Source organism: Mesorhizobium ventifaucium (assembly GCF_935822925.1).
Taxonomy (GTDB): domain Bacteria; phylum Pseudomonadota; class Alphaproteobacteria; order Rhizobiales; family Rhizobiaceae; genus Mesorhizobium; species Mesorhizobium ventifaucium.
In genome coordinates this window covers 20,061-46,651 of record NZ_CAKXZS010000011.1, presented here as the reverse complement: position 1 = coordinate 46,651, position 26,591 = coordinate 20,061, and the positions used below count along the sequence as shown (strand labels likewise).

Genomic DNA, 26,591 nt, shown 5'->3' with positions numbered 1-26,591 from the left:
CGCAAATTACTTCGGCTGCTTGCCGACGGCCAGCAGCAGGACGTTTTCCTGGCTGAACTGTTCCTTGTCGAGAATGCCTGAGATCTGGCCCTCATGCATGACGGCGATGCGGTCGGAGACGCCGATCACCTCCTCCATGTCGCTCGATATCATCAGCACGGCGACGCCGGCATCGGCCAGCGCCCGCATCAGCCCGTAGATCTCGGCCTTAGCGCCGATGTCGATGCCGCGGGTTGGCTCGTCGAGGATCATCACCTTGGGGCTCATGGCCAGCCACTTGGCCAGCACCACCTTTTGCTGGTTGCCGCCGGACAGCGTGCCGGTGCGCGTCGCCACCGAGGGCGCCTTGATGCCGAGATTGCGTTTCTGCTTCTCGGCGGTGACGGCTTCGGCGCGGGCAGAGACCAGGGATCGCCGGGCATGCGCCGGCAGATTGGGGAGCGAAATATTCTGGGCAATCGACAGGTCGAGCAGGATGCCGGTCAGCTTGCGATCCTCGGGGACGAGGAAGATCCCGTTGGCCACAGCGTCGGCCGCCGAACCAAGAACCAGATCTGTTCCATCAAGCTGGAGCGCGCCGCCAAGGCTCTTCTCGATGCCGAAAAGCACGCGCGCCAGTTCCGTGCGGCCGGAACCGACAAGACCTGCCAGGCCAAGGATTTCGCCACGCCTGACGCCGAGATCGACCGGCCGGTCGGGATAGGCGCTGGTGCGAACGGCCTTGGCCGACAGCGCGACGGCGCCGGGCGGGCGGGCCGATTCTGCCGCCTTCTCCCGCTCCTTCAGCATGCGGCCAATCATCAGCTTGACCATCTGGTCGTGGTTGATGGCGTTTTTCGGCAGCGTGCCGGCAAGCATGCCGTCCCTCAGCACGACGACGCGATCGGCAACCCGCTCGACCTCGTGAAGGCGATGCGAGATGAAGATGACGCTGATGCCCTCGGCCTTCAGCGCCTTGATGACATCGAGCAGCTTGTCGGTTTCGGCAAGCGGCAGGCTCGACGTCGGCTCGTCGAGGATGACCAGCCGCGCCTCGATCGACAGCGCCTTGGCTATTTCGACCATCTGCTGCTGGGCAAGCGACAGCGCCGATACCGGGGTGTCGGCCGAGAAATTGGCGCCCACGCGTTTGAGCAGTGGCGCCGCCAGCGTGCGCAGCCTGGCCCGGTCGACAAGCCTCAGCGGACCGGCGCGCAACGGCTCGCGGCCGAAAAAGATGTTGGCGGCAACGTCGAGGTTTTCGAAAAGGTTGAGTTCCTGGTGGACGAAGGCGATGCCGGAACCGATGCTGGCCTCGACGGTCAGCCCGTCATGGGCGACGCCGTCGACGATGATCGTGCCGGTGTCGGGGGTGGTGACGCCGCCGAGGATCTTCATCAGCGTCGACTTGCCGGCGCCGTTTTCGCCGACGAGGCCGATGACCTCGCCAGGCCTGACCTCCATCGAAAATCCATCCAGCGCGACCACGCCGGGATAGGTCTTGCGCACGCCCTCGAGACTGAGGAACGGAGCAATCGTGGATGCGCCGATGGATGCGTCGGAATAATTCATCATGCCTGACAGCAGCCGGTGGGCCGTTCTAGCCACATCTGCAGACTGACGACCCTTGCAGGGTTCGTCAATGCGAGCCGCCGGCCCGAAGCGAACCTCGAGCCGGCACAACTGCTTTCGTGCTAATTGCCGGACATCGCCTTCAGATTGGCGGCATAGGAGTCGACGTCGTCCTTGCCGATGATCTTGGTCGGGATGATGATCAGGCCGTTCTCCGGAATGCCCGATTTGTCGCCCTCGAGATAGGCGGCCATCAGCTTCATGCCCTGGTAGGCCCATTCGAAGGGCTGCTGCACGACGGTGGCGGCAACGGTGCCTTCCTTGACGCCGCCGAGCGTGATCGGATCGTCGTCGAAGCCGACGACCGTGATCTGGCCGAGCTTGCCGGCGTCGCGCAGCGCTTCATAGATGCGCGGCGTGTTGTAGGAATAGAAGCCGACCATGCAGGTGACGTCGGGGCTGGCGACCAGCGCGTCCTCGACATTCTTCTTGGCGCGGGCCTGGTCGATGTCGTCACCACGCACGTCGATCAGCTCGATCTTGGTGCCGGCGAGGCCTTCCTTCATGCCTTCGATGCGCTCCTTGGCATTGTCGGCGCCGAGCAGGCCGACGAAGCCGAGGCATTTGCCGCCGTCGGGCATCGCCTTCTTGGCGATCTCGGCCGCCTGCTTGCCGGCATCGATGTTGGACGAGCCGATATAGGCGATACGCTTGGTCTGCGGCGCGTCGCTGTCGGTTGTGAACAGCGCCGTCTCCGAGGCGATCTTGTTGAGTCCGTCGGTCGAGGTCTTGGGATCGACGGCCGAAACCATGATCGCCTTGACGCCGGCCGTCACCAGATCGTCCATCAGCCGCTGCTGGATGGCGACCGACGACTGTTCCGGATATTTGAGCTCGAGATTGTAGTTGGGCAATTCGGCCTGGGCCTTCTTGACGCCGGCTTCGGCCGCCTTCCAGAAATCGGAAGCGCCGTTGACGACGAAGGCCAGCGTCGGTTTGTCCTGGGCACGGGCAATCGCCGTGAAGGACAGACCGAGAGCCAAGGCCGCTGCGGCGACGGACGCATTTCGTATCGCAGATTTCATGTTCAACCTCCCATTTTGATTCAGTATTTTCGCTGATCTGAACTTTGTCGAATGCGGCTTGGACGCCCTCCTCCTCAAGGGTGCTGGCAGCGAAAGAACGGCGCCATCCCAGCCGCGATCCGAACTCTAGAGACTCATTGGCTGCTCGTAAATAGTCCGATTTGTCTGATATTTCGTGATTGTGGAGCGTTTGCCCTGCAGCGCAAACGTCCCGGACGAAGGTGGCCAAAGCCATGCAGATGAGGCTCCTTGTGGAGGCAGCCTCGCGGATACTGGTATCGAGTATACGAATATCCAGTTCGGATAGCTGAGAACAGGTTCTGGAGCCAACCCTTCTGGTCCCGTGAAAGCTGCGCTTCAATTTGCAACGCGAGTGCTATAGTTAGACCAAGAATGCGGCTCGCCGCTTACTGAGGCAACGAAGGCGAAAGCGTATTGGTCGCAGTGTATGAAAGCCGTAGCGATGGGATGAGACGAGGCGGCCGAGGACGGGCTGGGGCCGGCGTCCTGCTCAACCTGGGTGCTGGTCTGCGGCTGCTGGCTTCATTGCTCTTTCTGATCTGGACCATTCCTGCGGCAACAGCCGACCAGGTCGCGCACGACCTGGCCAGGGAGCAAATGCGGCTCGGCGCAGCCGAGCCAGTCACACACCCGACTTTCCTCGTACGCGACATTGCGCGCCGTGTTGCTGCTGAGACTTCCCGTTTCAAGACGGGAACGCCTGTCACTGCGGGAAATGGCAAGCCATTTTGTATCATCCCGGATTGGTGCCTGCCGCCCGAATCCGCGTCAGCCGCACCGTTTGGTGTAGGTTCTGAAAACCAGCCAAAACTGTCGCCGATCCGCACCTTTGATGCGCGCGCGCCTCCGCTTCTCACGGCGTGAACCTGGTCGCGCGACCGCGGGCCCTCGAACCCCAAACTTTCACATCGCGTTCCGTTCGACGAGTTGCTCGCCGATCGGAACGCCAAAGCTCTTGTCGGAGGCAGTTTGCGCCCGATATGGGCTGAACGGACAAGAACATGCTGCATTTTTCGCGCTGGAAGACCATTCTCATCTGGCTGACGGTCCTGGCCGGCATCCTCTACGCAGCTCCCAATTTGGTTCCCGCCTCCACTCTGGCCTCGCTGCCGAATTGGCTGCCAAAGCAGCAGCTGACGCTGGGGCTCGACCTGCAGGGCGGCTCGCACATCCTGCTCCAGATCGATCGGCAGGACCTTGCCAACGAACGCCTCGAATCGGCACGAGACGAGGTCCGCACATCACTGCGCGATGCCCAGATCGGCTATACCGGGCTTGCCGGCACCGCCAAGTCCATCCAGGTCCGCATTCGCGACCAAGGCCAGATCGAAGCTGCGAAGAGCGCGCTCGAAAGATTGACGCAGCCGATCTCGACCGGCATGTTCATGAGCGGCTCGGTAACCGAGATGGAGATGGCCGAGCCGGAACCGGGCCTGCTGCGCTTTACGCTGACCGAAGCCGGGATCGACTACCGGATCGCCGCGGCGCTGACTCAATCGATCGAGGTGGTCAGCCGGCGAGTCAACGAACTCGGCACGACCGAGCCGATCATCCAGCGCCAGGGATCGGACCGCATCATGGTCCAGGTGCCGGGCCTGCAGGATCCGCAGCGGCTGAAGGATATCCTCGGACAGACCGCGAAGCTGACCTTCCAGATGGTCGACCAGTCGATTCCGGTCGAGGAGGCGATCTCCGGCCGCCCGCCGGCGGGCTCGACGGTGTTGTATTCGACGGACGAGCCGCGGGTTCCGCATCTGATCGAGAACCGGATCATCGTTTCCGGCGAAAACCTTGTCGATGCGCAGGCAACATTCGACCAGCGCACCAACGAGCCGGTGGTCTCGTTTCGCTTCGACAGCCGCGGCGCCACCCGCTTCGGTCAGGCTACTCAGGCCAATGTCGGGCGCTTGTTTGCGATCATCCTCGACAACGAGGTGATCTCCGCGCCTCAGATCCGCGAACCGATCCTGGGCGGCACCGGGCAGATATCCGGAAGTTTCACGGTTGAGAGCGCGAACGACCTTGCGGTCCTGCTGCGCGCCGGCGCACTGCCTGCCGACCTCACCATCGTCGAGGAGCGCACCGTCGGTCCGAGCCTGGGCAGCGATTCGATCGAGGCGGGCCAGTTCGCGGCGATCATCGCCGGGATCCTCGTCGTCGGCTTCATGCTGTTCGCCTATGGGCGGCTGGGGTTGATCGCGAATATCGCGCTGCTGGCCAACGTCGCACTGATCATCGCCATCCTGTCCGTGCTCGGGGCGACGCTGACGCTGCCTGGTATCGCCGGCATCGTGCTGACGATGGGCATGGCGGTCGATTCCAACGTCATCATCTTCGAGCGCGTCCGCGAAGAGAACCGCCAAGGGCGCTCGATCGTGCAGTCGATGGATTCCGGGTTCAGACAGGCGCTGGCGACTGTCGTCGACGCCAATGTGACGACGCTGATTGCCGCCGTCATCCTGTTCTTCCTCGGCTCGGGGCCAATCAAGGGGTTTGCCGTCACCCTCGCGATCGGCATCGTCACCACCGTATTCACGGCGTTCACGCTGACGCGCTGGCTGGTCGCGTTCTGGCTCCGCCGGCAGCGGCCGAAAACCATGCCCAGCGGTGTCATGCGGCTGGTGCCCGACGACACGCGCGTGCCGTTCATGGCATTCCGAAAATACGCCTTCACGCTGTCCGTGCTGTTGTCGATCGCTTCGGCCGTGCTGTTCTTCACTGTCGGCATGAACTACGGCATCGACTTCCGCGGCGGCTCGAGCATCGAGGTGCAGGCGAAGGGCCAGCAGGCCGACATCGGCACCATCCGTGAGCGGCTGACGGGTCTCGAACTGGGTGAGGTGCAGGTGCAGGAGTTCGGCTCGACCAGGGATGTGCTGATCCGCATCGGCACCCAGGGGGGCGGGGACGTTGCCGAACAGTCCGCCGTTGAGAAGGTAAGAAGCGCGCTCGAAACCGACTACGAGTTCCGCCGTATCGAGGTTGTCGGTCCGACAGTGTCTTCCGAACTCGCGTTCAACGGCACAATGGGCGTGCTCGCCTCGCTGCTGGCGATGCTCGTCTACATCTGGATCAGGTTCGAGTGGCAGTTCGGGCTCGGCGCCATCATTTCGACATTCCACGACGTGATCCTGATGGTCGGCTTCTACGTCGTCGCCGGCATAGAGTTCAATCTGACCTCGATTGCCGCGATCCTGACCATTGTCGGCTATTCCATCAACGATACGGTTGTCGTCTATGACCGGGTCCGCGAGAATCTGCGCCGCTATAAAAGGATGTCGATTGCCGAGTTGCTCGACCTGTCGATGAACCAGACACTGGCGCGAACGGTCCTGACCGGCGTGACCACGCTGTTTGCGCTGGCGGCGCTTTCGATCTGGGGCGGCGAGGTGATCCAGTCCTTCACGATGGCAATGATCTTCGGCATCCTCGCCGGGACCTATTCCTCGATCTTCGTCGCCGGGCCGCTGCTGATCCTGTTCAAGCTCCGGCCGGGCGCCCTCAGCCAAGAGGAAGCCACAGTGGCGAAAGAGCCGCTCGGCACAAGCGTCAGCGGCGGGCCAGTGCGGCCGCCTGCTCCAGGCTGACACCCCGGACGAGCGGGTCTGCGTGACGGTGCGCGAGCCGCCATTCGGATCCTTCGCGGCGATAGACCAAAGTGACGCGCAGCGGCCAGTCCTGGGCCGGCAGACCGCCGACTTCGCCGCGGCCGCGCTCGATGACCACGAGAACCACCATGTCGGCCGCGGCATAGGCTTGGACGAGCTCTTGCTCCAGCGTGCCGTTCCTGAAGAACCGCCCCATGGCCTCCCAGCGTTCGCTCGTCATGTCCACGCCGCGCGTCGGCGTTCCGCCGAAAGGCGACATCAGCGTGAAGTCATCGGTGAGCGTGATCAACGCACGGTATCGGGCGATGTCGCCGCGCATCAGCGCCGCGTTGGCTTCGGCGGCCTGCCTGGCGAGCGTGGCAACCTCGTCGTCGGCGATGGAGACCTGACGGGCAAGGGCCGGGTCGCTTGCAGCTTTCGTGATCCCAAGCGACGCGAGACCGGCGCCCGCTGCAGCGAGTGCTGAACGTCGTGAAACTGGCATGAGAAATTTCTCCTATGTTTGTAACCGATTCGCAGGCGCAGCCCGCCCGTCGAGCCGAGGCGATCTCACATCCTTCAACCGGCCGGCCTTTCCGTCAGGCCTTCAACAGACTGTGCAGCGGCTGGAAGGACAGCTTCGGCCGGATGCCATCCGGCAGATCCGGCGCGATATGAGCAGCGAAGAAGCGCGTCGCGTCTTCCCGGGAATTCCACACCTCGACGATCCGCCAGCCGGCCGCCACCGGGTGCGACACGTGCATGATGAAGCCCGGCGCCTGCCTCAAAGCATCACCCACGAGGGCGAGCATGCCGTCATACCCTTGCGGCGACTGTCCGCCGACCTCGGAAATCATCATCACCGACATGGCTGTTTCCCGCCCAAGGCTCCGTTCGTGCGAGAGCGATACACCGTTCAGCCGGTAAAATTGCATGTTGATGTTGATGAAGCCAATGATATGATTTCAGGAATATGCTGAACGACATTGATCTTTCGCGCACCGATCTCAATCTCCTCGTCCTCTTCGAGGCCGTGCTCGGAGAGGGCCACGTGGGCCGGGCGGCGGACCGGCTTAATCTGACGCCATCGGCCGTCAGTCACGGGCTCGGCCGGTTGCGCCGGCTCCTCAACGATCCGCTGTTCCTCAGAACGCCCAAGGGCGTGGTGCCGACGGCGCGTGCAACGGAACTGGCCGCGCCGATCGCCGAGGTTCTGGCGCGCGTGCGCAGCGTCATGGCGACTGCCGCACCCTTCGACCCCGCCACGGCCGTGCGCCGGTTCGCAATCGGCGCCCCGGACGGTGTCTCAGCCGTGATCCTGCGCCCCCTCCTCGCCGAACTAAGCCGGATTGCGCCACGCATCGACCTCGGGGTGCGTCAGATCTTGCCCTCTCCGGCCCGCGTCTGGCAAAGCGCGATTGTCGATCTCGAGACGCACGCCATCGACATCGCGATCATTCCGTCCGATGACATCCCGCCTCGCTTCGAAAGGCGCTGCATCTACGAAGAAGACTTTGTAATTGCCATGCGCCTTGGACATCCGTTCGCGCGTGATCCGATCCTGGAGCGATACTGCGACATGCAGCATCTGGTCGTCTCGCACAGTGGCGATCCTTATGGCTTCGTGGATGAAGAACTGGCCAAGCAAGGCCGGGCTCGACGGATTGCGTTGACGGTTCCGAACTTCATATTCGCGCTGGCGGTGATCGCCGAGACCGACCTCATCTCGGCCCTGCCGCGGCGGTTCGTTGCCATGCATGCGGCGCGTTTCGGCGTCCTGAGCCTCGATGCCCCGTTGCCGTTGCCCGGCTTCCGGCTCAACGCCGTCGCTCCCAAGGTCGCGATGATGGATGCGGGTGTGGCATGGCTCTTCGATCTGCTTGCAGGCGTGGAGCAGACTGCGCAGAAGCACCACAGCGGCCCGCCCGCACGAAGACGGCAATCATAGCTCGGAAAGCTTAGTCGGCGCCCAGCGTGGATGAAATTGACAAATTGCGTTTCCGCTGGAGCGCTACTCCCCGGGAGTTGGGAAATGCTTTTCAAGCCAGGTTCGCCACTTTGGCTCCTCCCGTTTTGCAATGCTCGCTGCATCGTCCCCAAAAAGGAAAAACCGCACGGATAGGTATGTCATCCCGCCCATCGGCAAGGCGAAGAGATGCGCGTAGCCCAGCGCTGGCTGGTCCAGCCGGACCACCACCTCGGGATGGTCTTGCGGCCCTGTTCGTTCGACAACGCCCTCGAATGCCTGCGCGTCCGAAACCACGCGCCGTTGTTCAGTCGCATTCGCCAGGCCCAAGGGTACAACCAGTTTTCGCCACGCATCAGCTAAAGGTTCGGAAGACGGCACCAAGAGCTGAAAAGCCGAGCCGTGCTGCCCGGAAAAATGCGTGAGGTAGAGGCGGAGCAAGCGGAAGAAGGAGATCCACCCGTAGCTGTGGCCCTCGAACTGATCATCCCAATCATCGGAAGTCGCGAACCAGCGATGGACAACGCGAACGGTGCAAAGCCCGCCGGACTTTGCCTCGACGGTCCATTCCGTCGCTACCGTTCCCGGCTCGCCCGGTGCTTCTGCGACGAACCGCTTGGGCGGCTCCCAAGCTGTAATGATGGCGACCGAATCCATGCTTCCGTCGGCAGCGAAATGCGAAACGGCGGTTCCTCCGATACGACCTTCGAGTTCGCTTGGCACGAACCATTGAGATATTCCAGGTCCCGTTGCGATCGCGTTCCAGACGTCCTCCGGTGTACCGGGGACATCCACTTGCGCCTCGACCGAGCGATTGCCGGCCGCATCTTTTTTTACTGGCATTGAACGTCCTTTGCTTGCGGATTGGCTGGTGAAGGATGCGCCGTCACGACAAGGCGATGCGACCGTCCCTGCGGCGCGGTTTCGTCGTGATAGCGTGCCGCCAGCGTGGTGATGGCCTCAGTCAGTTCACGCGTGAACGAGGCGCGGTCGGCGGCGGAGCGGAAGCGAATTTCGGTGTCGATCGCCAAGGTCGCCAGGCGCTTGCCGGCATCGGTGGCGGCGCGCTGGAGAGTTCCGATCTCCCGCACCAGCCGAGCGCCGAGCGCGATGAGGTAGCTTGCCGACAGGCGGTCGGCGGTGCGGTCCGGATCGGCGCCGACCGGACCCAGCGCGCTCGTCGAGACGACATAGCTTGTGGCGCTCGCCACCATGAGCCGCTCCGTCAGGCCACCCCACTTGCGCGTGTCTGCAACTTGGACGAGCCCGTGCTCCTCCAGAGCATGCAGGTGGTAATTGATCTTCTGCCGCTTGAGGCCGAGGCGTGTGGCGAGGGTAGCGGCCGAGGCCGGCTCCCGCAGCTCTGAGAGGAGTTGACTCCGAACGGGCTCCAACGCGGCGGCGGCCGCGCTCGGCCGATCTATGACTTCGATATCGAGCATGCAGCCTCACATTGACAAGATTTCCTGTCAAATGCCGTTGACGAGTGTAATTGTCAAGAGCCAAAGGACCGGTTCGTCCCAATAAGCCGACGCTCCCAAACGGCATGCGACTGCAGCGAGCGACCAATCTGTCCGCCCGCTACCGAATACGACGCGCCCCCGCCCGCAGCGGGCAATTGCAATGACGGTGCCGTTCGTTGTAGCCATTGCGACCGCTTGATTTTGGAGGAGACGCAGCATGGACCGATTCACTGGCGGTTGCCTGTGCGGCAACGTCCGGATAGTGGCGTCGGGGCTCCCATACCGGGTCGGCATTTGTCATTGTCTCGACTGCCGCAAGCATCATGGGGCGCTTTTTCACGCTTCGGCGGTGTTCCCCCAGGATGCGGTGACGATTGAAGGCGAGACGCGCGACTACGCCGGGCGGTTTTTCTGTCCCCGTTGCGGCTCGACAATTTTCGGACGCACCGCAGACGAGATCGAAGTGAACCTGGGATGCCTGGACGCCCCTGACCAACTGATGCCAACCTACGAAAGCTGGATCATCCGTCGCGAGTCCTGGTTGCCGCCGTTTCCGCTCATGAGACGGTACGAGCGCGATCGTCACGCCACGAGTCGCTTTGAGGGGTAGATCCCACGAACGGTGCGAAGGCGTTTGGGAGGTCACCCCGGCACGTCACTCTGGAAGACCAGCCTTGCGGAAGCCGTCAACGAAATGCTCAAGCGTCGCAGCGTCGCGGAATGGTTCTGTCGCGGCCCAGTGGCGGGTTGTGAAATGCGGATTGCCGACGAGGAACAGCTCGGCCTCTGCGCGCGCCTCGTCGAACCGGCCCAATTGGGCAAGGCTTGCCGCCAAGAAACGGCGTGAGCTTGTGCGATACGTCTCGTCCCTGCGCAGTGTCTCGACAGCGGCTTGGTATTCGCCGGCCGCATATTGCGCCTGGCCAAGCGTCAGATAGTACCAGCTTGCCGGAAACGGGTTCAGCCGGAACGCCTTGCGAATGTGCTCAAGGCCGTCCTCGACCCGTCCGGCCAGGACCGCGATGTCGGATAATGCCGCCCAGGCATCAGCCTCGTTCGGATCGAGCTTGATCGCCTTGGCGAATTCCGCATCCGCCTCGCCGAAGCTGCGCTCATAGGAAAGGAGGTAAGCCAAAACCCAGCGGCAGCCGGCATCGTTCGGATCGATCGCCACGGCTTTGCGCGCCAGTTCCAACGCAACGCTACGGGCCGTTTCGGTAGGTCCGCCGGAATGCACCCATCCCATCCAGTGGTTCATGGCAAGCCAGCGATAGGCCTCGGCATATTCCGGATCGAGCGAAACCGCGCGGGTGAGCATCAGATGCGCTTCGCGCGCCGTCTGCGGCGTGTCATCCATCAGCTTGCGCGCCCGCACGCAGAGATCGTAAGCCTCGAGACTTTTGGGCCGATTGCGCGGCGGCGGCGTGCGCAGCCTGCCGAGCAACGCCTCCATGATCTTGCCGGTGACCTCGTCCTGAACGGCGAAGATGTCTTCCAGGCTGCGATCGAAGCGTTCCGCCCATAGATGATCGCCACTCACTGCGTCGACCAGCTGGGCGTTGATGCGCACGCGCCCCGCAGCGCGCCGTGCGCTCCCCTCCAGCAGGTAGCGCACGCCGAGGTCCTGCGCGATATCGCGGACGTCCATCGCCTTTCCTTTATAGGCAAAGGCCGAGTTGCGTGCGATGACGAACAGGCCGGAGATCCTGGACAGGTCGGTAATCAGGTCTTCGGTCAACCCATCCGCGAAGGATTCCTGCTCGGGATCGTTGCTGACATTGACGAAGGGCAGCACCGCTATCGATGGCTTGCCGGGCAGCGGTAAAGGTTTTCGCTTCGCGCCGAGCTGTTCGACGGCCCCCGTGAATCGGTAGCCGACGCGCGGAACCGTGGCGATCCATTCGCCGCCCCCATTACCGGCATCGGCAGCCGGGCCAAGCAGCTTTCGCAGCAGCGCGATCTGCACGGTGAGGTTGCCTTCCTCGACGGCCGTGCCTGGCCACGCCGCGTCCATCAACTCGGCCTTCTCGAGGATTTCGCCGGGTCGTCCAACGAGCGCCGCAAGCAGCTTTATCCCGCGGTAGCCAACGGCAACGGGGACATCGTTGCGAAGCAGCGTTCCTGCACCGGAATCAAGCACAAACGGACCAAAGGCAAAGCGCGATCCCTGCATGCGGCGTATCTATAGCCCGTTTGGAAGTTTTGAGAACTATTTGGGAGAGCTTAATTACGACGCTGCTCGTATCCTGCAGAATTCAACCTCTTTCAGGCCGAGGGTCCCCGGACCTTCAAACCGATGGAGGTTGCTATGAACGATACTCTTGCATCGGCCCCGCATCAGGCAGGGGGAACGCCCTTGGAGCCGACGGAAATTTTGCGTCGGAACTACAGCCTGGCGAGCCTGCGAAGCATTATCGCGGCCTGGGACGAGCGGAAACGCTTTCGCTGGGAACTTGAGCAGATGTCGAAGGACAATCCCCATTTGATCGACGACATCGGTCTGACGAGACGGCAGGTCGAGACAGAGATCGCCAAGCCCTTCTGGCGGCGATAATCCTCGTCGCCGCAAGGTCGCGAAGCCGACACCGTCATCCTCGTCCTTGAGGTTGCGACAGATTGCGAAATCGCACTACGCAAATGAGTCAGGCCCAGGTCAAAGCCTAAACTAGGCGCCAATGCGCTGGCCGACTCGACGCGGCGCTTGAGAGCTTGGCCCGTCCGGGCTGATCTCGGCCAGCTCGCTCGCGCACGCGGCGTGGACACTCAAGCAATTCCCGTGGCTTTTGGCCCAAACCAGACTTCAGCGGCGATTCCATCCGGCGAGTCGGGAGATTAAGCAGGGACGTAGGTCAACCTGACCACATCCTCGCCAATCCGGTCATTAGTCATAAGGCGGAGCGGCGGCCGGGGTCCGGCGAAATATGGCTTGCCGTGACCAAGCACGACGGGGTGCAGGTAGATTCGATACTCATCGATCAGGCCAAGTTCGGTGAGGCTTTGCGCCAAGTCTGGGCCAGCAACTTCGATCTCCCCGTCGCGCTCGGCCTTCAGCTCACGGATCGCGCCCTCGAGATCATCCTCAACAAGCGTGGCGTTGGGGCCAACCGACTTCAACGAGCGCGAGACGACCCATTTCGGCTGGTTCCGCCACGCCGCCGCGAAGGCGTGTTGCTCTGCATCCCATTCAGGATGATCGTCGTCCCAGTAACGCATGACCTCATACATTTGGCGACCGTACACACTGCCCGCCTGCCCCTGAGCCTCCTCGATGAAGTGGCGGAAGAGCGTGGGGCTTGGCGCAAACGCCATATGGTCGACGTAGCCGTCCAGGGACTGGTTCATTCCGAACACGAGCTTAGCCATACCCACCTCCTTTCCTCACGCGGCACATCCGCGCGGTTCTGATTGCGTTATGCAAGCAGCGCAGCGCGCCCCAACCGGGCTCGCAATGTCCGTCCAAGATCAATATGCGAGCTTTGCCTTGGGCCAAAATACGTGATTCGACCGCAAACGATTCGAACATTTTCACCACCGATCACCGCCGTTACTACGCTTTCTCGCCACTTGGCTATTTCGCGCTCCTCGCTCGGACGTAGTTCCAGCGGCAATGGGCGGCAATTTTCGGTGTTGGCGTCGTGGAAATGGCAAAAATTGGCGCGCCGGACGAGATGAAACTGGGACCGCTATGTGATTGAAGTCGTTCCGTAAAAACTTTCAGGCGGTTTCAGGAGCCTTGGCCCGTGCGAGGTCCTGCAGGAACTCTTCCATCAGCGGCCTGTCACCGAACCGGCGGTAAGCGCGCTCTGCTTCCAGCGAGAATGCCGGATGCGCCTCGACCAGCTTTGCCATCGTCTGCTGGGCTGCCTCGACCTCACCGCCCCCAGCCTGCAAAGCGGCCTGAATCAGAAGGCAGTTTGCATCGCGCGGCGCCCGGATCAGGCATTCCTCTATGACGGCGGAAGCCTCATCGCGGCGGTCAGCCGCGTAGAGCGCCTGCCCGTGCACATAGGCATAGTACTCTGGCGCCATAGGATGAAGGCGGCGGGCTCGCTCTGCGTTGGCGACGGCATCATCATATTCCCCGAAGCGAACCTGCGCCTTTGCAAGCGCCATCATGCTGTCGGGATCGTTAGGGTTGAGCTCCACAGCGCGTCGTGCGGCCTGCAGGCCGCCTGAATAGTCGCCCTGCAAGGCAAGCCCGAAACTGATGACCTGATAGCCAAGGCCAAGATTGGGATCGAGACGGACCGCCTGCCGGGCTTCGCTAAGCCCAAGATGGAGCTCCGGGGCGTTTGCCCTGCCGTCACCGCTCTGCGCCACGCTGGCGATAAAGGTCAACGCGAGGCCTGCGCGGGCGGCCGCATAGGATGGGTCCATTTCAAGGGCGCGCTGGTAGAGGCTCCGCGCTGCCAGAATGTCCTGCCGGTCATTGGCGCCGTGCCGGTAGCGGTTGCGGGCCTGCAGCACGAGGTCATAGGCCTGCAGATTGTCGGTCGGGCGCTCCGCTGCCGCCGCCGCCTCGCTCCTGCCGATATAGGGCGCGATCTGCGCGACGATTTCAGTGGTCAGCTCGCTCTGGACGCTGAACACGTCGGCGACCTGCCGGTCAAAACTGCGCGACCACAGATGCGCGCCTGTCTTTACATCGATCAGCTGCGCCGACACCCGAAGCTGGTCGCCTTCACGGCGGGCGCTGCCTTCAACCACATAATCAACGCCGAGTTTCGCCCCGAGCTTGCGCACGTCCATGTCCTGCCCGTGCACGGCGTAGGTGGAATCGCGCGCGATTACCTGCAGCTCTGAATTGCGGGCAAGGGCTGTCGTCACATCCTCGGTCAGTCCGTCCGCGAAATACGATTGCTCGCCGCTGCCGCTCATCGCGGCAAAAGGCATGACCGCCACTGACGGCCGGGGATCGGCGCGGCTCTGGTCCATCGACAAGGCCGCCGGGATGCGGCTGATCATGGCTGCCAGCGGGAGCGGCTGGATTTGGGTGCCGATGAGGATGAGGGCTATGGCGGCCGCGCCATAAGACCAGCGGGCGGCGGTGCTGCGCAGCACCTGCGGCACTTGCCGCCATGACGACCACGGAGAGCCCGCGCGCCTTACGCGGTAGACGTTTAGAAGTTCGGGAATGTTTTTGGCCCGCCTGCGGCCGATGCGGACGAACCTGTCCGCGCTGTTGCGGTCGGCCGCCATCACCACGGCGCCGCTGACGAATATCTGCCCCGGATCGCACATGGCCTCAAGACGGGCGGCCACATTGACGCCGTCGCCGTATACGTCGCCGTCATCTTCGATGACATCGCCAAGATTGATGCCGATGCGCAGCTCGAACGGGCCCTTGTCGAAGCCTTCCTGTATGGCCAGCGCCGCATCAACCGCTTCGTTGACGCTGGGAAACATGGCGAGAAAGCCGTCTCCCGCCGTCTTGACGATGCGCCCGCCATGCTGGGCGCAGGTCGGGTCAATGAGCTCATCAAAAACAGCGCGCAGCTTCGCGTAGGTGGACGCCTCGTTTTCAGCCATCAGCAGGCTGTAGCCGACGATATCGGCGGCCATGATTGCCGCGAGCTTGCGTTCCATCAGCATTATTCCTGAGCGGCGGGGCCATGCACGGACTATAACTACTGAAACTTAAGGCGACGCACGGCCCAAAACTAGACCGGTAATCCCGGATAGGCTTATCAACACAGCTCACAAATGCGTGACGATTAGGGCCGGCCGTTCTGACCCTCGTCAGCCATCATCTGCTTCGTCCAGAGCCGTCCGTCGCCGCACTGGCGGAGGGCGACACCGCATTGCCTGGGTCTTGCCTGCCTGCCCGACCACGCGCTGCGCCCCGATACCGTCATCGTCGTCCTTGGTGCGCCAAAAGCATCTCGGAACGGTGCGAGGGGCCGCCGATCCGATCCCAAAACAGACCTTCGCGTGCGTCAGCGGGGCGGCTTTTCGTTAGTCGTCGTCATCATCATCCATGTAGCGGTCGCGATAGCGGCGGCGATCATATTCCTGGTAACGACGGGAGGATCGGCCCTCCTGGTAAACCCTGCGTTTGACGTAGGTCTCACAATAGTCGTCTTCGCAGTAGGTCTCGACAATCCGCTCACGCACAACGCCGTTGTTCGACGAGCTATTCGAGCTTGTGTTCGAGGACTGACTGTCCGCGTGGGCAACGACTGTCGCCATCATCGTCGCTGATGTCGCCAGCAGGAACTTCATACGCATGGCTGCCTCCATTTTTGGCTAGATAGCGCAACTCAAAGCCAAGTCGAGGTGAACTCACAAGCAGCGGCTGGGCATGTGGAGCATGCACTGCAGTCTAGCCCAAAGTGTGGCTTTCGCGCCGGACAGGATCAAACCGGGATCTCGTATATTGTTGCCGCGCCTTTCCGAGATCACCGCTCGGAAGGTCCGCCTTGCGCTCGATAAACTGCCCCCGCGCGCGCGATCATTCCGGCTGATCCGAGCAACGGAACTGTTCACCCCAGCGGCATAAGCCCTCTGCCCCAGCACAGAGCGTCGATCCGCTTTCCGTCAACGAATAAACGACCTTCGCCGGAGAACCCGGATGTACTTTTCGGTTCACAAGCCCGTCTGCCTCAAGTTCTCGCAGCTGCTGCGTCAGCATCTTTTCGCTGATCGCCGGAATTGACTGCCGCAGCCGGCCGAACCTGCGTGGTGTTGCGCCGAGTTCGCAGATGATGTCCAGCTTCCACTTGCCGGAGACCAACTTTATCGCGGTTGCAAGACCATTCTCGATGGGTTTGTTCACCTTGCCCTCCTTACCGGCAGGTAACCACTTACGCCTGCGTGCGTATTGGTGTCGCGCTTGCCAAATCATAGCTCTCCCTCGGACCGGACGACAAGCGAGCTGAACATTGCGCCAATCAAAAGATGGGGTGTCGGAATGATGCCTACAATCGGTGCCCTGGACACTGGACGTATGGGATCGGCGCTCGCCCGCGCGCTGCTTGAAGCGAGATATCGCACGACCGTCTGGGACAGGGCAGCAAAAGAGACAGGAGGCGATCCATGCCTTCATCATCAACCAATCATGGAACGCCTACGAGAACCGAACTCCTGCTTCGCCGGCGCGAAACAAGAAATCACGTCGGCGAGGCTCGATTCACGACCGCTAGAAGCGGTGGCCGTTTCATGACCGACAGTATTCCTAGGAGAAAAAGCATGACGAATGCAAAACCGGATACAATGCAGGCCGCCGCCATCGACCGCTTCGGTGGAGCCGAGCTGGTTACTGTGCGAGCCGTGCCAGTGCCCGAGGTCGGACCGAGCGATGTCCTAATCCGGGTCGAAGTGGCGGGTGTGGCCTCGTGGGATGCGCTCGAGCGTGAGGGTCGCTACGACGGGGCTTTCGGCATGCCGTCGACATTCCCCTACGTGCTCGGCTGGGACTGCGCGGGCGCAGTCGTCGCCGTTGGCGGCCAAGTTAGCCGCTTCAAGGAAGGCGACCGGGTATACGCTGCATCCATGCCAGTTCCCAAGGGTGGAACCTACGCCACCTACGCAGTAACGGATGCGGACAATGTGTCGCTCATCCCCGCCAAGCTCACGATCGAGCAAGCCGGCGTCATGGGCTGGGATGCGTTGACCGCGCTCAGCGGCCTGGAAGAGATCGGCCTAAAGCAGGGCGATACAGTAATGATCTTCGGCGCCAGCGGCGGTATCGGGCACATGGCCATCCAACTCGCAAAACGATTGGGCGCCCGCGTATTGGCGGTGGCTTCGGGCGATGACGGCGTGGCGCTATCGCGGCGGCTGGGCGCCGACGCCATCGTCAACGGGCGCAATGGCGGCCGCTCATGAATTCGCCGCCGGCGGCCTCGACGCTGCCGTAAGCGGTGAGGCGGCCGACCGCGCGCTGACGTCAGTGCGCGACGGCGGTCGGGTTGCCTGCCCGCACGGCGTGATGCCCGATCCAACTGTCCGGCCCGGCGTGGAGCTCATCCGCTACAACGGCGCCCGCAGCCAGGACGCGACCGACAAGCTTAACCGCCTGATCGACTCTGGCCCGTTCGACGTTCATGTCGCCCGTACATTCCCGTTCGACAGGGTTGTTGATGCGCACCGAGCGCTTGCCACCCACTACGTCGGCAAGCTCGCTTTGCGGGTGAGCTGAGCAAATGACGGATCCATCAGACATCACCAGGCGTTGCGACGGCGGATCAATCCAGCAGTTGCCGATTGAGCAGCATGGAATCGCCGAATTCATGCGTCCGGTATCGGTGCGCGGCGAAGGCTGCGGAGGCCTTGGCGAGCAGAGCATCTTCGGCAAAGGCGCGCAGGAGCTCGAAATGGCTTTCGCCCGGCTGGTGGACGCCTGTGAGAATCGCATCGACCACGCGAAGCGGCGTGTCCCGCGCGACGCGGCCCGTCGCAATGCCATTTCCGGCACGCACGCTGCCGTCGGGATTGGCGGCTGCCTCAAGCGCGCGCACTACGCTCGTGCCGACCGCGATGATGCGGCTGCCGCGCAGCTTCGCCCGCGCGACCTGCGCCGCGGTGTGCTCGGGGATGCGGTATGGCTCGTCGAAGGGAAGGCGCGAGTCGAGCGCCCGATCCCCGGTGGAGGAAATGCCCGTGGCATGCGTGAGTGTTGCGAAGCCGACGTCGTGCCGCCGCCAGCTTTGAAGCGTGCGCCAGTCGAGCGCAAAGCCTGCCGATGGCGCCTCGAACGCGACCGGCCGGGCGGCAATCTTCGTCCAGACATCCCAAAGTGCCAACGGCTCTGGAACATGCGCATATTGGATCGGCCGGCCGTGCTGCGCCAGTCCTGCAAGCACAGCTGCGCGGTTGCCTGGGAAGCGCAGCTCGAGAAGGCGGGGATGGCCGAGAAGGCGCTCCACAACGGCTTCAAGCGGGCCGAGCCGGAGGCGATTGCCTGGTGACAGTGGAGGCGGAGGCAGCCGATCTTCGGTGCGCGTGCGGTGATCGCCTGCACCGAAGGCAACCGCCACGAAACGCGTTGGATCGGCAAGTGACAGCCAGCCCGCCAGGCGGATCTCGATCGCTTCACTGCTGGGGACATGCGTGCCGTGCAAGCTGGCAGGCAAGGTCGCGGCGTCATTGGCGACGACCATGTCGCCGGGCTCGAATAGCTTCACGAGTTCAGCGCGCGGCAAGTCGGTCATCGCCCCGTCCGCCATGACGACCAACAGCCTGGCGGAGCGCCGATCCGGATGGTCGGCGGCAATCATCCACGTGCCCCGGCACCAAGTGCTGCGCCGGCCGGCAAGGCGTCGAGCAGCTTTTCGATGATCTCGGCAGCTGCCAGATCGGGTTGCTTCAAGGTGGCCGGATCGGCGTCAGGAAGCGCCAGCGCGTGCAGCGGGGTGTCCATATCGCCGGGGTCGAGCGCGAGGAACCTTATGCCATCGTCTTTCGCCTCCTCGTCCCAGATCGCCGTAAGATGGGCAAGCGCGGCCTTGCTCGCACCATAGGCGCCCCAGCCAGGATAGGCGTTCACCGCCGCGTCGCTGGAGATGTTGATCACCAGCGCGCCACGGCTCTCGCGTGCCGACGTTGCAAGCGCACCGAACAGCGCTTTGGTCAGCCGAAACGCACCGACGAGATTGACCACAAGCGCTTTTTCCAGATCCTCGCACTCGGTGTCGGCAAGCAGCGCAAGCGGCACCGGCCCGAGGCTCGATGCATTGTTGATCAGGACATCGAGCCCGCCGAGGCTGGCGGTGACCTGCAACGCGATCGGGTAGATGTCGTGCTTTTTGCCGAGGTTGCCGACAATGCCGTGTGCGCCGGTCTCGTCAGCGATGCGTTCGACGTTTGCGGCGGTGCGTGCGATGAAGGCGACGCTCGCACCCTGCGCGGCGAGCCGCCGCACAAGCGCCAGTCCGAGGCCGGACGTGCCACCCGTGACCACTACGCGAAGCCCGTGGAAATCCATATTCGTCAGCATTGCCGATGCTCCTTCGATCCGTGCACGCCAATGCTAGAACCTCAAGTTAACTTGAGGTCAAGCATTCATTGCGCGGATCGATGCCGACCATATTCACGCCCGCACGGGCGCAGGCGCAGCCGCGATCGGTGCCAGGCCGGATTGCCTCATCGGGTGAGTTGGCAGCTTGCCCCGTCGGAATTCGGAGCAGCGAGACCCCGCCATACGCGAGACGCCGGGTGCCGCTGACGTTCAGCTGCGGTATTGTTCGTCGCTGACTTTCTCCAGCCATTCGACCGGCTTGCCGACAAGCGATTCCTGGATAGCGAGATGCGTCATCGCCGTGGTCGCAGACGCGCCGTGCCAATGCTTCACGCCAGGCGGAATCCAGACGACGTCACCTGGCCGGATTTCTTCCACTGGCGCGCATTCGCGCTGGACCCAGCCGAGGCCGGCCGTGACGATCAGCGTCTGGCCGAGTGGGTGCGTGTGCCAGGCGGTGCGGGCGCCAGGCTCGAACGTGACGCTGGCGCCACCGACGCGCGCCGGCTCGGGCGCCTGGAAAAGCGGATCGATGCGCACGGCTCCGGTAAAATAATCGGCCGGCCCGGGGCCGGACGGCTGCGATCCAACTCGGGTGATCTTCATTGTCTCATTCCTTCCTTGGACAGAAGCTGCGCCAACCTGGCCTGCTGCAGCCACAGCAGCGAAAGCACTTGTCGCGGCAAGGACGTCTCTGCGGGTGATGATCATGTCTTGAGCCCCTTCGTTTTCGACGGTCAGAGCAGCTTGTCCGGCGTGATGGGCAGTTCGCGGACGCGCTTTCCGGTAGCGTGGAAAATGGCATTGGCGATCGCTGGCGCGACGCCGACCAGCGCGATCTCGCCAAGGCCTTTCACGCCGAGCGGGTTCACGTGCGGGTCGTGCTCGTCGACGAAGATCACGTCCATGACAGGCGGCGCGTCGGCGTGCACCGGCACGGCGTATTCGGCGAGATTGGCATTGGTGACGCGCCCGTTGCGGGGGTCGACAACCGAGTGCTCCATGAGGGCCATGCCGATGCCGCCGATCATGCCGCCGATGCACTGGCTGCGCGCGATCTTCGGGTTGACGACGCGGCCGGCGCCATAGGCGCCGACGATGCGCCGCACGCGCGTCTCGCCGAGATCGGGATCGACGGCAACCTCCACGAACACGGCGCCAAAGGCGTGCATGGAAAACCGCTTCGTCTCATCTCCGGGAGCGACGTCGGCCGTTGCCTCGATGACTTGGCCGAGACGCTCCATGGCCTCTTCGAGATCATTGGAGCCGGCGCGTGCCAGTGCGTCCTCGCGCGCCTTGCGGCAAGCCGCCTGCACCGCACTGCCGACGCTCGCCATGGTCATGGAACCGCCGTGGACAGGGGCGCGCGGCAGGCGGGTGTCGCCAAGCGTGAACTTGACCCGCTCGACCGGCAGGCCCAGCGTGTCCGCCGCGACCTGCGTCATCGATGTCCATGTGCCGGGTCCCATGTCGCTCGCTGCGCTCATCACTTCGGCAGTGCCGTCCGGCAAGAGTCGAGCCAGGGCCGAGGCGGGTGCATAGTTCATCGGATAGGTGGCGCTCGCCATGCCCCAGCCGATCAGCAAGCGCCCGTCGCGCATGGAGCGTGGCTCAGCCGTTCTTTGGCTCCACCCGAAACGCTCGGCGGCGGCCCGGTAGCATTCCTTGGTGGATCGGCTCGAGAACGGGAGATCCTTGAATTCGTCCCGGTCCGGCTCGTTGCGCAACCGCAGATCGACGGGATCCATGCTCAGCGCGACCGCCAACTCGTCCATGGCCGATTCGAGGGCATATATGCCGCTCGCCTCGCCTGGCGCGCGCATGTAGGTCGGCGTGTGGACGTGCATGGGCGCGATGCGATGGCGCGTGTGGACGTTCGGGCAGGCGTGCAGGAACCGGGTCGCGCTGAGCAGCGCCTCGGTGAACTCCTCGTAGGTCGAGGTCTCCTGGTGACCCTCGTGCCGGATGGCCTGGAGCTGGCCGTCACGGGAGGCGCCAAGCGCGACCCGCTGCACCGTGTGAGGACGGTAGCCGACGCCATAATACATTTCCCGCCGCGACAGCACCAGCTTGACTGGCCGTCCGTCGACACGGGCGCCCAGTGCCGCCAGCGTGACATGCGGCCAGCAGCGAAGGCCCGAGCCGAACGCGCCGCCGACGAAGGGCGAGATGACACGCACGTTCTCGGCAGCAATGCCGAACACGGCGGCGATCTCCTCCGCAACGTTGTGCACCCACTGTGTTTTGTCCCACAAGGTCAGGCTGTCGCCCTCCCACGAGGCGATGGTGGCGAACATCTCGATCGGGTTGTGGTTCTCGCGCGGGATCACATAGGTCTGGTCGACCCGGAATTCCGCTTGTTCGAATGCGCTGTCGGCTTCGCCTCGCCGTATCTCCCACTCCGCCGGTTTCCCGGTAGGCAGAACTGGATCGACGGCGGCCACATCGGTGGCCGCCGCTTCATTCCGGTAGGTAACCCGCACGACCTCCGCCGCGTAAACCGCCTGTTCAAGTGTCTCGGCGACCACCAGCGCGATCGGCTGGCCCTGGTGAGTCACCCGGTCGTCCTGCAGCACATGCAAGCGCTCGCCAACGGCTGCGTCGGGGAGGCCTTTATGCGGCTGGTAGGCGAGCTTGGGCGCGTTGCGGTGTGTCACAAGCGCGATTACGCCGGGCGCCCGCTCGGCCTCCGCCGTGTCGATGGATGCAAGGCGGCCGTTCGCGACAATGCTCCTGACGACGGCGGCATGGGCGAGGTTCGGCACCTCGAACTCGGCGGCATAGGTCGCAGCGCCGGTAACTTTCAGGCGGCCATCGACGCGGCTGACGGATTTTCCGATCAAGGCGGCAGTCATGCGCGTGCTCCCGCGATTTCGACCGCACGCACGATGGCGCGTTGCATGAGCTCGATCTTGAAGTCGTTGTGGCCGCGACCTTGCGCACCTTCGGCGGCAAGGGCCGCTGCCGAGCGCAACTCACCGGGCTCAAGGTTTTTGTCAGCTAACGCTTGCTCGACATTCGGCAGGCGCCAGGGTTTCGTTCCAACGCCACCGAGCGCTACGCGGGCCTGCCGGATGCGAGCGCCGTCGGTCTCGATTGCGACCGCGGCCGAGACCGCGGCGAACTCGAAGGAGGCGCGATCGCGTAGCTTTAGGTAGTGAGATCGCAGTCCTGCCGCATTGGCCGGGACCGTGATCGCGGTGATCACTTCGCCTGGTTCCAGGACGGTTTCGAGGTGCGGCGTATCACGGGGAAGGCGATGGAGTTCGGAGAGCGGCACGGAACGATCACCGCCAGTTCCTCGGAGCTCGACCGTCGCATCGAGCGCCACGAGGGCAACCGCGAGATCCGACGGGTGAACGGCGATACAGTCGTCGCTCGTGCCGAGCACTGCGTGCCAGCGGTTCTCGCCGTCCAGGGCGGCGCAGCCGGAGCCGGGCGCGCGCTTGTTGCATGCCTGGTAGCCGACATCGCGAAAGTAGGGACAGCGTGTGCGCTGGAGCAGATTGCCGCCCATGGTCGCCTGGTTACGGACCTGCGGGCTCGCCGAATTCAGCAGCGCCTGGGATATCAGAGGGAACTGCTCGACCACACCTTGATGGGCGGCCACCTCCGCCATCGTGGCGGCGGCGCCGAGCCTCAGGCCCTGCGGACCGATCTCGATGCCATCGTCGAGCACTCCTGCGAGGCTCACAAGCCGATCCGGTCGGCGGACATGCTCCTGGAGAAGCTGCACCATGTCGGTGCCGCCGGCGATGTATTCGACCGGCGCATCATTGCGGCCAGCCTGGGCGCCGAGGGCGAGGACAGCGGAAAGGTCACACGGCCGTTCGAGCACAAAGGGATGCATGGCTCAGCCCCCCTGCGTCGAGCTGGACACGGCCGCCGCGTCCTGGATGGCCGCGACGATATGGTCGTAGGCGCCGCAGCGGCAGAGATTGCCACTCATCCATTCGCGGATGTCCTGCGGCGACCCGGCATGGCCTTCGCTGATGCAGGCGACGCCGGCCATGATCTGCCCCGACGTGCAATAGCCGCACTGGAAGGCATCGCGCTCGATGAAGGACGCCTGCAACGGATGAAGCTCGTCGCCCTGCGCCAATCCTTCGATGGTTTTGATTTCTCGGCCCTGCGCGAGCGCCGCGAGCGAGAGGCACGCCTTCACGCGCATGCCATCCATCAACACCGTGCAGGCGCCGCACTGGCCGAGGCCGCAGCCCTTCTTCGAGCCCGTCAGATGCAGATGCTCGCGCAGCGCATCCAGCAGCGTCGTCCGCGGATCGAGCGAAAGCCGGTGCTCCGTCCCGTTGATGCGCAGCGATACATCGAGCAGCGCCGGCGCGGCGCCGGCAGCCTGTGCCAGCGCCGGCGATATAGCTCCGGGCACGAGTTGTTCTCCTAAAAGGGCACCGCCAGTCACAGCAGCCGCTTGCATAAGCTCCCGGCGCGTTATGTCTGAACTGGCTGTCGAGGTTCTTTGGCTATCAGACATGTCGATTGTCGCTTTCGTGATGGATGGCCCCCGGCCCGAAGACACGCTGGGTGCGTGTGCGACGCTAAACCTTAGGGCGCCTGAGGCCGCTTGATTAGCGCCCGCTCGCCGATAGGACCTATCGGTCGGGGCCATGAATGGCGGCGACGGGAATGAACTGCCGCCGGTACTCCCTTCATCGTCATCGCTCAGCCGTGTTCGCGCGCCGCCGTTCGGGAATTTTGCGGCGCTCTCGGCAATCGCGATCAATTGTGGGTGTGCCGTTCGCTCGATTATTCCGTATAATCCGCACAGACTTATGGGAGGGATCCATAAATGCAGCGTGGACGACTCGATATGCTTCTGGCCTTTGTGGCCGTTGCGCGGGAGGGCAGCTTCACACGCGCCGCTGCGCAGCTCGGAATTTCGCAGTCCACGCTCAGCCATACGATCCGCGATCTGGAAGAGCGCCTGGACATTCGGCTGCTGATCCGAACCACCCGCAGCGTTTCACCTACAGAGGCCGGCGAGCGGCTGCTGCGAAATATCGGCCCGCGCTTTGAGGAGATCGAGGCCGAGGTCGAGGCGTTGAGCGAATTGCGGGAAAAGCCCGCCGGCACCATTCGCCTCACGGCAAGCGATCACGCGTTCAACGCCGTCATCTGGCCGAAGCTGGCGAAGCTCCTGCCCGACTATCCCGACGTCACCGTCGAGGTCTTCCGCGACAACGCACTGACGGATATTGCTGCCGAGCGGTTCGACGCGGGCGTGCGAATGGGAGAGCGTGTTGCAAAAGACATGATCGCGGTGCGCGTCGGACCGGACATCCGCTTCGCCGTCGTCGGGACGAAGTCGTATTTTGCCAAGCGGCCGCCGCCAACGACGCCGCAGGAACTGACCGACCACGTTTGCATCAACCAGCGCTTTTCCATCAGTGGCGGGCTTTGGGCCTGGGATTTCGAGCGCGACGGTCGCGAACTGAAGGTGCGGGTGGACGGCCAGATTGTCCTCAATGGCACTCTCGAGATTCTCGAGGCGGCGCTGGCTGGTTTCGGCCTCGCCTATGTGCCGGAGGATGTCGCGGAGCGTCATCTGGAAAGCGGCCGCCTGTTGCGGGTGCTGGATGAATGGTCACCCCCCTGGCCGGGATATCACCTCTACTATCCTAGCCGCCGTCAAGCGTCGCCGGCTTTCGCCCTGCTCGTCGATGCGCTTCGCTTCTCGGGTTGAGGCCAGGCGCAGAGTTCGCGCGAGGGGTCTTCCCCCGATGGGCCCATGAGCGCCGCCGCAGGCGCAGGCGATTTGATTGCGCCGGCTGGGGTGCGCCTAGTCCACTGCGCTTTGCACCTTTACGGCTTGCGGCCGATCACGGCGCCATTCGCGCCGGGCGCGTCGAACCAGACCGTCTCGATGTGGCGGAATCCGGCTTCCTCGAGCCACGCCGAATATTCGGCCGGCGTGTAGTTTCGCCCTTCCGTCTCGATCAGCATGTTGAGGCTCATCAGCGCCGCCGGCGCTGGTCCGGTCTTTTCGTCATTGACGAGAAGCTCGCTGATGACGACGGCGCCGCCGCTCGGCAAAGCCTGGAACGACCGGCGCAGCAGGGCGCGGTCCTTCGCCTCGTCCCAATCGTGCAGGATCATCGACAGGAGATGCACGTCGTGATTTTTCGGAAGCTGCTCGAAGAAGCTGCCGCCTGCGGTATCGATCCGGTCGGTCAAGCTGGCCTGGGCAATCTTTGCCGCGGCGATCGCGGCCACATGCGGCAGATCAAACACGGTCGCACGCAGCGCTCCATACTGTTTGCAAAGCTCGATGTCGTACGCGCCCGATCCGCCACCGATGTCGAGGAGGCGGCGGAAATGTCCGAAATCCACCGCTTCGCCGAGCTTGCGCGCGGTCATCGTGGAAAGCGAATGCATCGCCTCCCAGAAGAGCGCCAGCATCGTCGGATCCTCGCCATCGAATATCGAGGATTGCACCGCCGGGTCCCACGTGGTCGGCCGGTTCGTGCGCAGCGCCTCGGCAAGCCTGCCCCAGCCCGCGTAGAGCCGCTTGTCGGCCATCTCGACGAAGCCACCGAAGTAATACGGTTTGCCACGCACGAGATAGGCTTCGCTCAACGGCGTATTGCGATAACGGCCGCCGGTTTTCTCCAGGAGCCCGAGTGCAGCGCAGCCGGTCAACAGCATCTCGGCCGGGCGTTGATGCAGGCCGAGCGCTTCCGCCAGCTCGGCAACAGTTGTGCCGGCGCCGCCGGCAAGGCGGCTGAAGAGGTCAAGCTCATGCGCCGCGGCCAGGGTCTTGAACGCCCAGAAACCGGTCGAAAGCGCCATCAGCGGGACGGCGGAAGGAAGCTCCGGCGTGGCGTCAATCGGTTGATCGGCCGCGCTAAGCCTTGTCTCGCCCGAGATTGCACCGGGCTGGCGGGTAAGCGTTGTCGCGCGCGCAGCAGCGCGCTGATGGTTGACCATGGCGCTCTCCTCAGG

The 26,591-nt window shown here is 63.5% G+C and carries 26 protein-coding genes; 8 read left to right on the top strand and 18 right to left on the bottom strand.

Features of this window, described 5'->3' with window-relative positions; all coding sequences use genetic code 11:
* Positions 1–6: 6 nt before the first annotated feature.
* Positions 7–1,551, bottom strand: a complete 1,545-nt coding sequence (locus NMG70_RS08505; protein ID WP_254024497.1) for a sugar ABC transporter ATP-binding protein — start codon at positions 1,549–1,551, stop codon at positions 7–9.
* Between the two features lie 122 nt (positions 1,552–1,673).
* On the bottom strand, positions 1,674–2,636 hold the full coding sequence (locus tag NMG70_RS08500) for a sugar-binding protein (RefSeq protein ID WP_254024093.1): 963 nt from the start codon (positions 2,634–2,636) through the stop codon (positions 1,674–1,676).
* Positions 2,637–3,182: 546 nt separating this feature from the next.
* Between NMG70_RS08500 and NMG70_RS08495 the strand changes: the two genes are divergently transcribed.
* Positions 3,183–3,521 carry a hypothetical protein gene (locus tag NMG70_RS08495; protein ID WP_254024092.1) on the top strand — a complete coding sequence of 113 codons (339 nt, stop codon included), beginning with the start codon at positions 3,183–3,185 and terminating at the stop codon, positions 3,519–3,521.
* Positions 3,522–3,658: 137 nt separating this feature from the next.
* A complete protein-coding gene (secDF, locus tag NMG70_RS08490) occupies positions 3,659–6,244 on the top strand; it encodes a protein translocase subunit SecDF (protein WP_254024091.1) in 2,586 nt (861 codons plus the stop codon).
* Here secDF and NMG70_RS08485 read toward each other — a convergent pair.
* On the bottom strand, positions 6,207–6,749 hold the full coding sequence (locus tag NMG70_RS08485) for a YybH family protein (protein ID WP_254024090.1): 543 nt from the start codon (positions 6,747–6,749) through the stop codon (positions 6,207–6,209). The two genes, secDF and NMG70_RS08485, sit on opposite strands and share 38 nt — an antisense overlap.
* A gap of 94 nt (positions 6,750–6,843) precedes the next feature.
* Entirely contained in the window at positions 6,844–7,113 is a 270-nt protein-coding gene (locus NMG70_RS08480; protein ID WP_254024089.1) for a hypothetical protein, read from the bottom strand.
* 104 nt (positions 7,114–7,217) lie between these two features.
* Here NMG70_RS08480 and NMG70_RS08475 point away from each other — a divergent pair, with 104 nt between their 5' ends.
* Positions 7,218–8,192 (top strand): LysR family transcriptional regulator, encoded by a 975-nt coding sequence (locus NMG70_RS08475; protein ID WP_254024088.1) that lies wholly within the window; start codon positions 7,218–7,220, stop codon positions 8,190–8,192.
* Positions 8,193–8,255: 63 nt separating this feature from the next.
* Here NMG70_RS08475 and NMG70_RS08470 read toward each other — a convergent pair whose 3' ends face one another.
* Together NMG70_RS08470 and NMG70_RS08465 are read right to left on the bottom strand one after the other, a co-directional pair.
* The gene (locus NMG70_RS08470) at positions 8,256–9,053 is read right to left on the bottom strand and encodes an SRPBCC family protein (protein WP_254024087.1); all 798 of its coding nucleotides are present in this window, start codon (positions 9,051–9,053) and stop codon (positions 8,256–8,258) included.
* Positions 9,044–9,652: an ArsR/SmtB family transcription factor gene (locus NMG70_RS08465; RefSeq protein ID WP_254024086.1), complete on the bottom strand. Its 609-nt coding sequence runs from the start codon at positions 9,650–9,652 to the stop codon at positions 9,044–9,046. Before NMG70_RS08465 ends, NMG70_RS08470 begins: the two co-directional genes overlap by 10 nt.
* A 238-nt stretch (positions 9,653–9,890) precedes the next feature.
* Between NMG70_RS08465 and NMG70_RS08460 the strand changes: the two genes are divergently transcribed.
* Positions 9,891–10,283, top strand: coding sequence for a GFA family protein (locus NMG70_RS08460; protein ID WP_254024085.1), 393 nt, complete (start codon positions 9,891–9,893; stop codon positions 10,281–10,283).
* A 45-nt stretch (positions 10,284–10,328) separates the two neighbouring features.
* On the opposite strand, the gene NMG70_RS08455 is transcribed toward NMG70_RS08460, so the two are convergent.
* Entirely contained in the window at positions 10,329–11,846 is a 1,518-nt protein-coding gene (locus NMG70_RS08455) for a winged helix-turn-helix domain-containing tetratricopeptide repeat protein (protein ID WP_254024084.1), read from the bottom strand.
* A gap of 135 nt (positions 11,847–11,981) precedes the next feature.
* On the opposite strand from NMG70_RS08455, the gene NMG70_RS08450 reads away from it, so the two are divergent.
* Positions 11,982–12,227: a DUF1127 domain-containing protein gene (locus NMG70_RS08450; RefSeq protein WP_254024083.1), complete on the top strand. Its 246-nt coding sequence runs from the start codon at positions 11,982–11,984 to the stop codon at positions 12,225–12,227.
* A gap of 278 nt (positions 12,228–12,505) precedes the next feature.
* Here the strand turns inward: NMG70_RS08450 and NMG70_RS08445 are convergent, their stop codons facing one another.
* The 4 genes from NMG70_RS08445 to NMG70_RS08430 all read right to left on the bottom strand — a co-directional run bounded on the left by NMG70_RS08445 (position 12,506) and on the right by NMG70_RS08430 (position 16,448).
* Entirely contained in the window at positions 12,506–13,036 is a 531-nt protein-coding gene (locus tag NMG70_RS08445) for a dihydrofolate reductase family protein (RefSeq protein WP_254024082.1), read from the bottom strand.
* 351 nt (positions 13,037–13,387) lie between these two features.
* Positions 13,388–15,259: an adenylate/guanylate cyclase domain-containing protein gene (locus NMG70_RS08440; RefSeq protein ID WP_254024081.1), complete on the bottom strand. Its 1,872-nt coding sequence runs from the start codon at positions 15,257–15,259 to the stop codon at positions 13,388–13,390.
* A gap of 369 nt (positions 15,260–15,628) precedes the next feature.
* Positions 15,629–15,901 carry a hypothetical protein gene (locus tag NMG70_RS08435; protein ID WP_254024080.1) on the bottom strand — a complete coding sequence of 91 codons (273 nt, stop codon included), beginning with the start codon at positions 15,899–15,901 and terminating at the stop codon, positions 15,629–15,631.
* 223 nt (positions 15,902–16,124) lie between these two features.
* Complete coding sequence (locus NMG70_RS08430; protein ID WP_254024079.1) at positions 16,125–16,448, bottom strand: winged helix-turn-helix transcriptional regulator; 324 nt, start codon at positions 16,446–16,448, stop codon at positions 16,125–16,127.
* A gap of 413 nt (positions 16,449–16,861) precedes the next feature.
* Between NMG70_RS08430 and NMG70_RS08425 the strand changes: the two genes are divergently transcribed.
* Complete coding sequence (locus NMG70_RS08425; RefSeq protein ID WP_254024078.1) at positions 16,862–17,500, top strand: quinone oxidoreductase family protein; 639 nt, start codon at positions 16,862–16,864, stop codon at positions 17,498–17,500.
* Positions 17,484–17,813 (top strand): zinc-binding dehydrogenase, encoded by a 330-nt coding sequence (locus NMG70_RS08420; RefSeq protein WP_254024077.1) that lies wholly within the window; start codon positions 17,484–17,486, stop codon positions 17,811–17,813. Before NMG70_RS08425 ends, NMG70_RS08420 begins: the two co-directional genes overlap by 17 nt.
* Before the next feature lie 46 nt (positions 17,814–17,859).
* Here NMG70_RS08420 and NMG70_RS08415 read toward each other — a convergent pair whose 3' ends face one another.
* The 6 genes from NMG70_RS08415 to NMG70_RS08390 all read right to left on the bottom strand — a co-directional run bounded on the left by NMG70_RS08415 (position 17,860) and on the right by NMG70_RS08390 (position 24,066).
* A complete protein-coding gene (locus NMG70_RS08415) occupies positions 17,860–18,891 on the bottom strand; it encodes an S-adenosylmethionine:tRNA ribosyltransferase-isomerase (RefSeq protein WP_254024076.1) in 1,032 nt (343 codons plus the stop codon).
* Positions 18,888–19,610: an SDR family NAD(P)-dependent oxidoreductase gene (locus tag NMG70_RS08410; RefSeq protein ID WP_254024075.1), complete on the bottom strand. Its 723-nt coding sequence runs from the start codon at positions 19,608–19,610 to the stop codon at positions 18,888–18,890. Before NMG70_RS08410 ends, NMG70_RS08415 begins: the two co-directional genes overlap by 4 nt.
* Positions 19,611–19,841: 231 nt before the next feature.
* Positions 19,842–20,237, bottom strand: a complete 396-nt coding sequence (locus tag NMG70_RS08405; RefSeq protein ID WP_254024074.1) for a (R)-mandelonitrile lyase — start codon at positions 20,235–20,237, stop codon at positions 19,842–19,844.
* A gap of 131 nt (positions 20,238–20,368) precedes the next feature.
* The gene (locus NMG70_RS08400) at positions 20,369–22,486 is read right to left on the bottom strand and encodes a xanthine dehydrogenase family protein molybdopterin-binding subunit (RefSeq protein ID WP_254024073.1); all 2,118 of its coding nucleotides are present in this window, start codon (positions 22,484–22,486) and stop codon (positions 20,369–20,371) included.
* On the bottom strand, positions 22,483–23,481 hold the full coding sequence (locus tag NMG70_RS08395; protein WP_254024072.1) for an FAD binding domain-containing protein: 999 nt from the start codon (positions 23,479–23,481) through the stop codon (positions 22,483–22,485). The genes NMG70_RS08400 and NMG70_RS08395 overlap by 4 nt, the downstream gene beginning before the upstream one ends.
* Before the next feature lie 3 nt (positions 23,482–23,484).
* Positions 23,485–24,066 carry a (2Fe-2S)-binding protein gene (locus tag NMG70_RS08390; RefSeq protein WP_436798369.1) on the bottom strand — a complete coding sequence of 194 codons (582 nt, stop codon included), beginning with the start codon at positions 24,064–24,066 and terminating at the stop codon, positions 23,485–23,487.
* A gap of 372 nt (positions 24,067–24,438) precedes the next feature.
* Between NMG70_RS08390 and NMG70_RS08385 the strand changes: the two genes are divergently transcribed.
* Positions 24,439–25,332 carry a LysR family transcriptional regulator gene (locus tag NMG70_RS08385; protein ID WP_254024071.1) on the top strand — a complete coding sequence of 298 codons (894 nt, stop codon included), beginning with the start codon at positions 24,439–24,441 and terminating at the stop codon, positions 25,330–25,332.
* A 119-nt stretch (positions 25,333–25,451) separates the two neighbouring features.
* Here NMG70_RS08385 and NMG70_RS08380 read toward each other — a convergent pair whose 3' ends face one another.
* Positions 25,452–26,576 (bottom strand): methyltransferase, encoded by a 1,125-nt coding sequence (locus NMG70_RS08380; RefSeq protein ID WP_254024070.1) that lies wholly within the window; start codon positions 26,574–26,576, stop codon positions 25,452–25,454.
* Positions 26,577–26,591 lie beyond the last annotated feature (15 nt).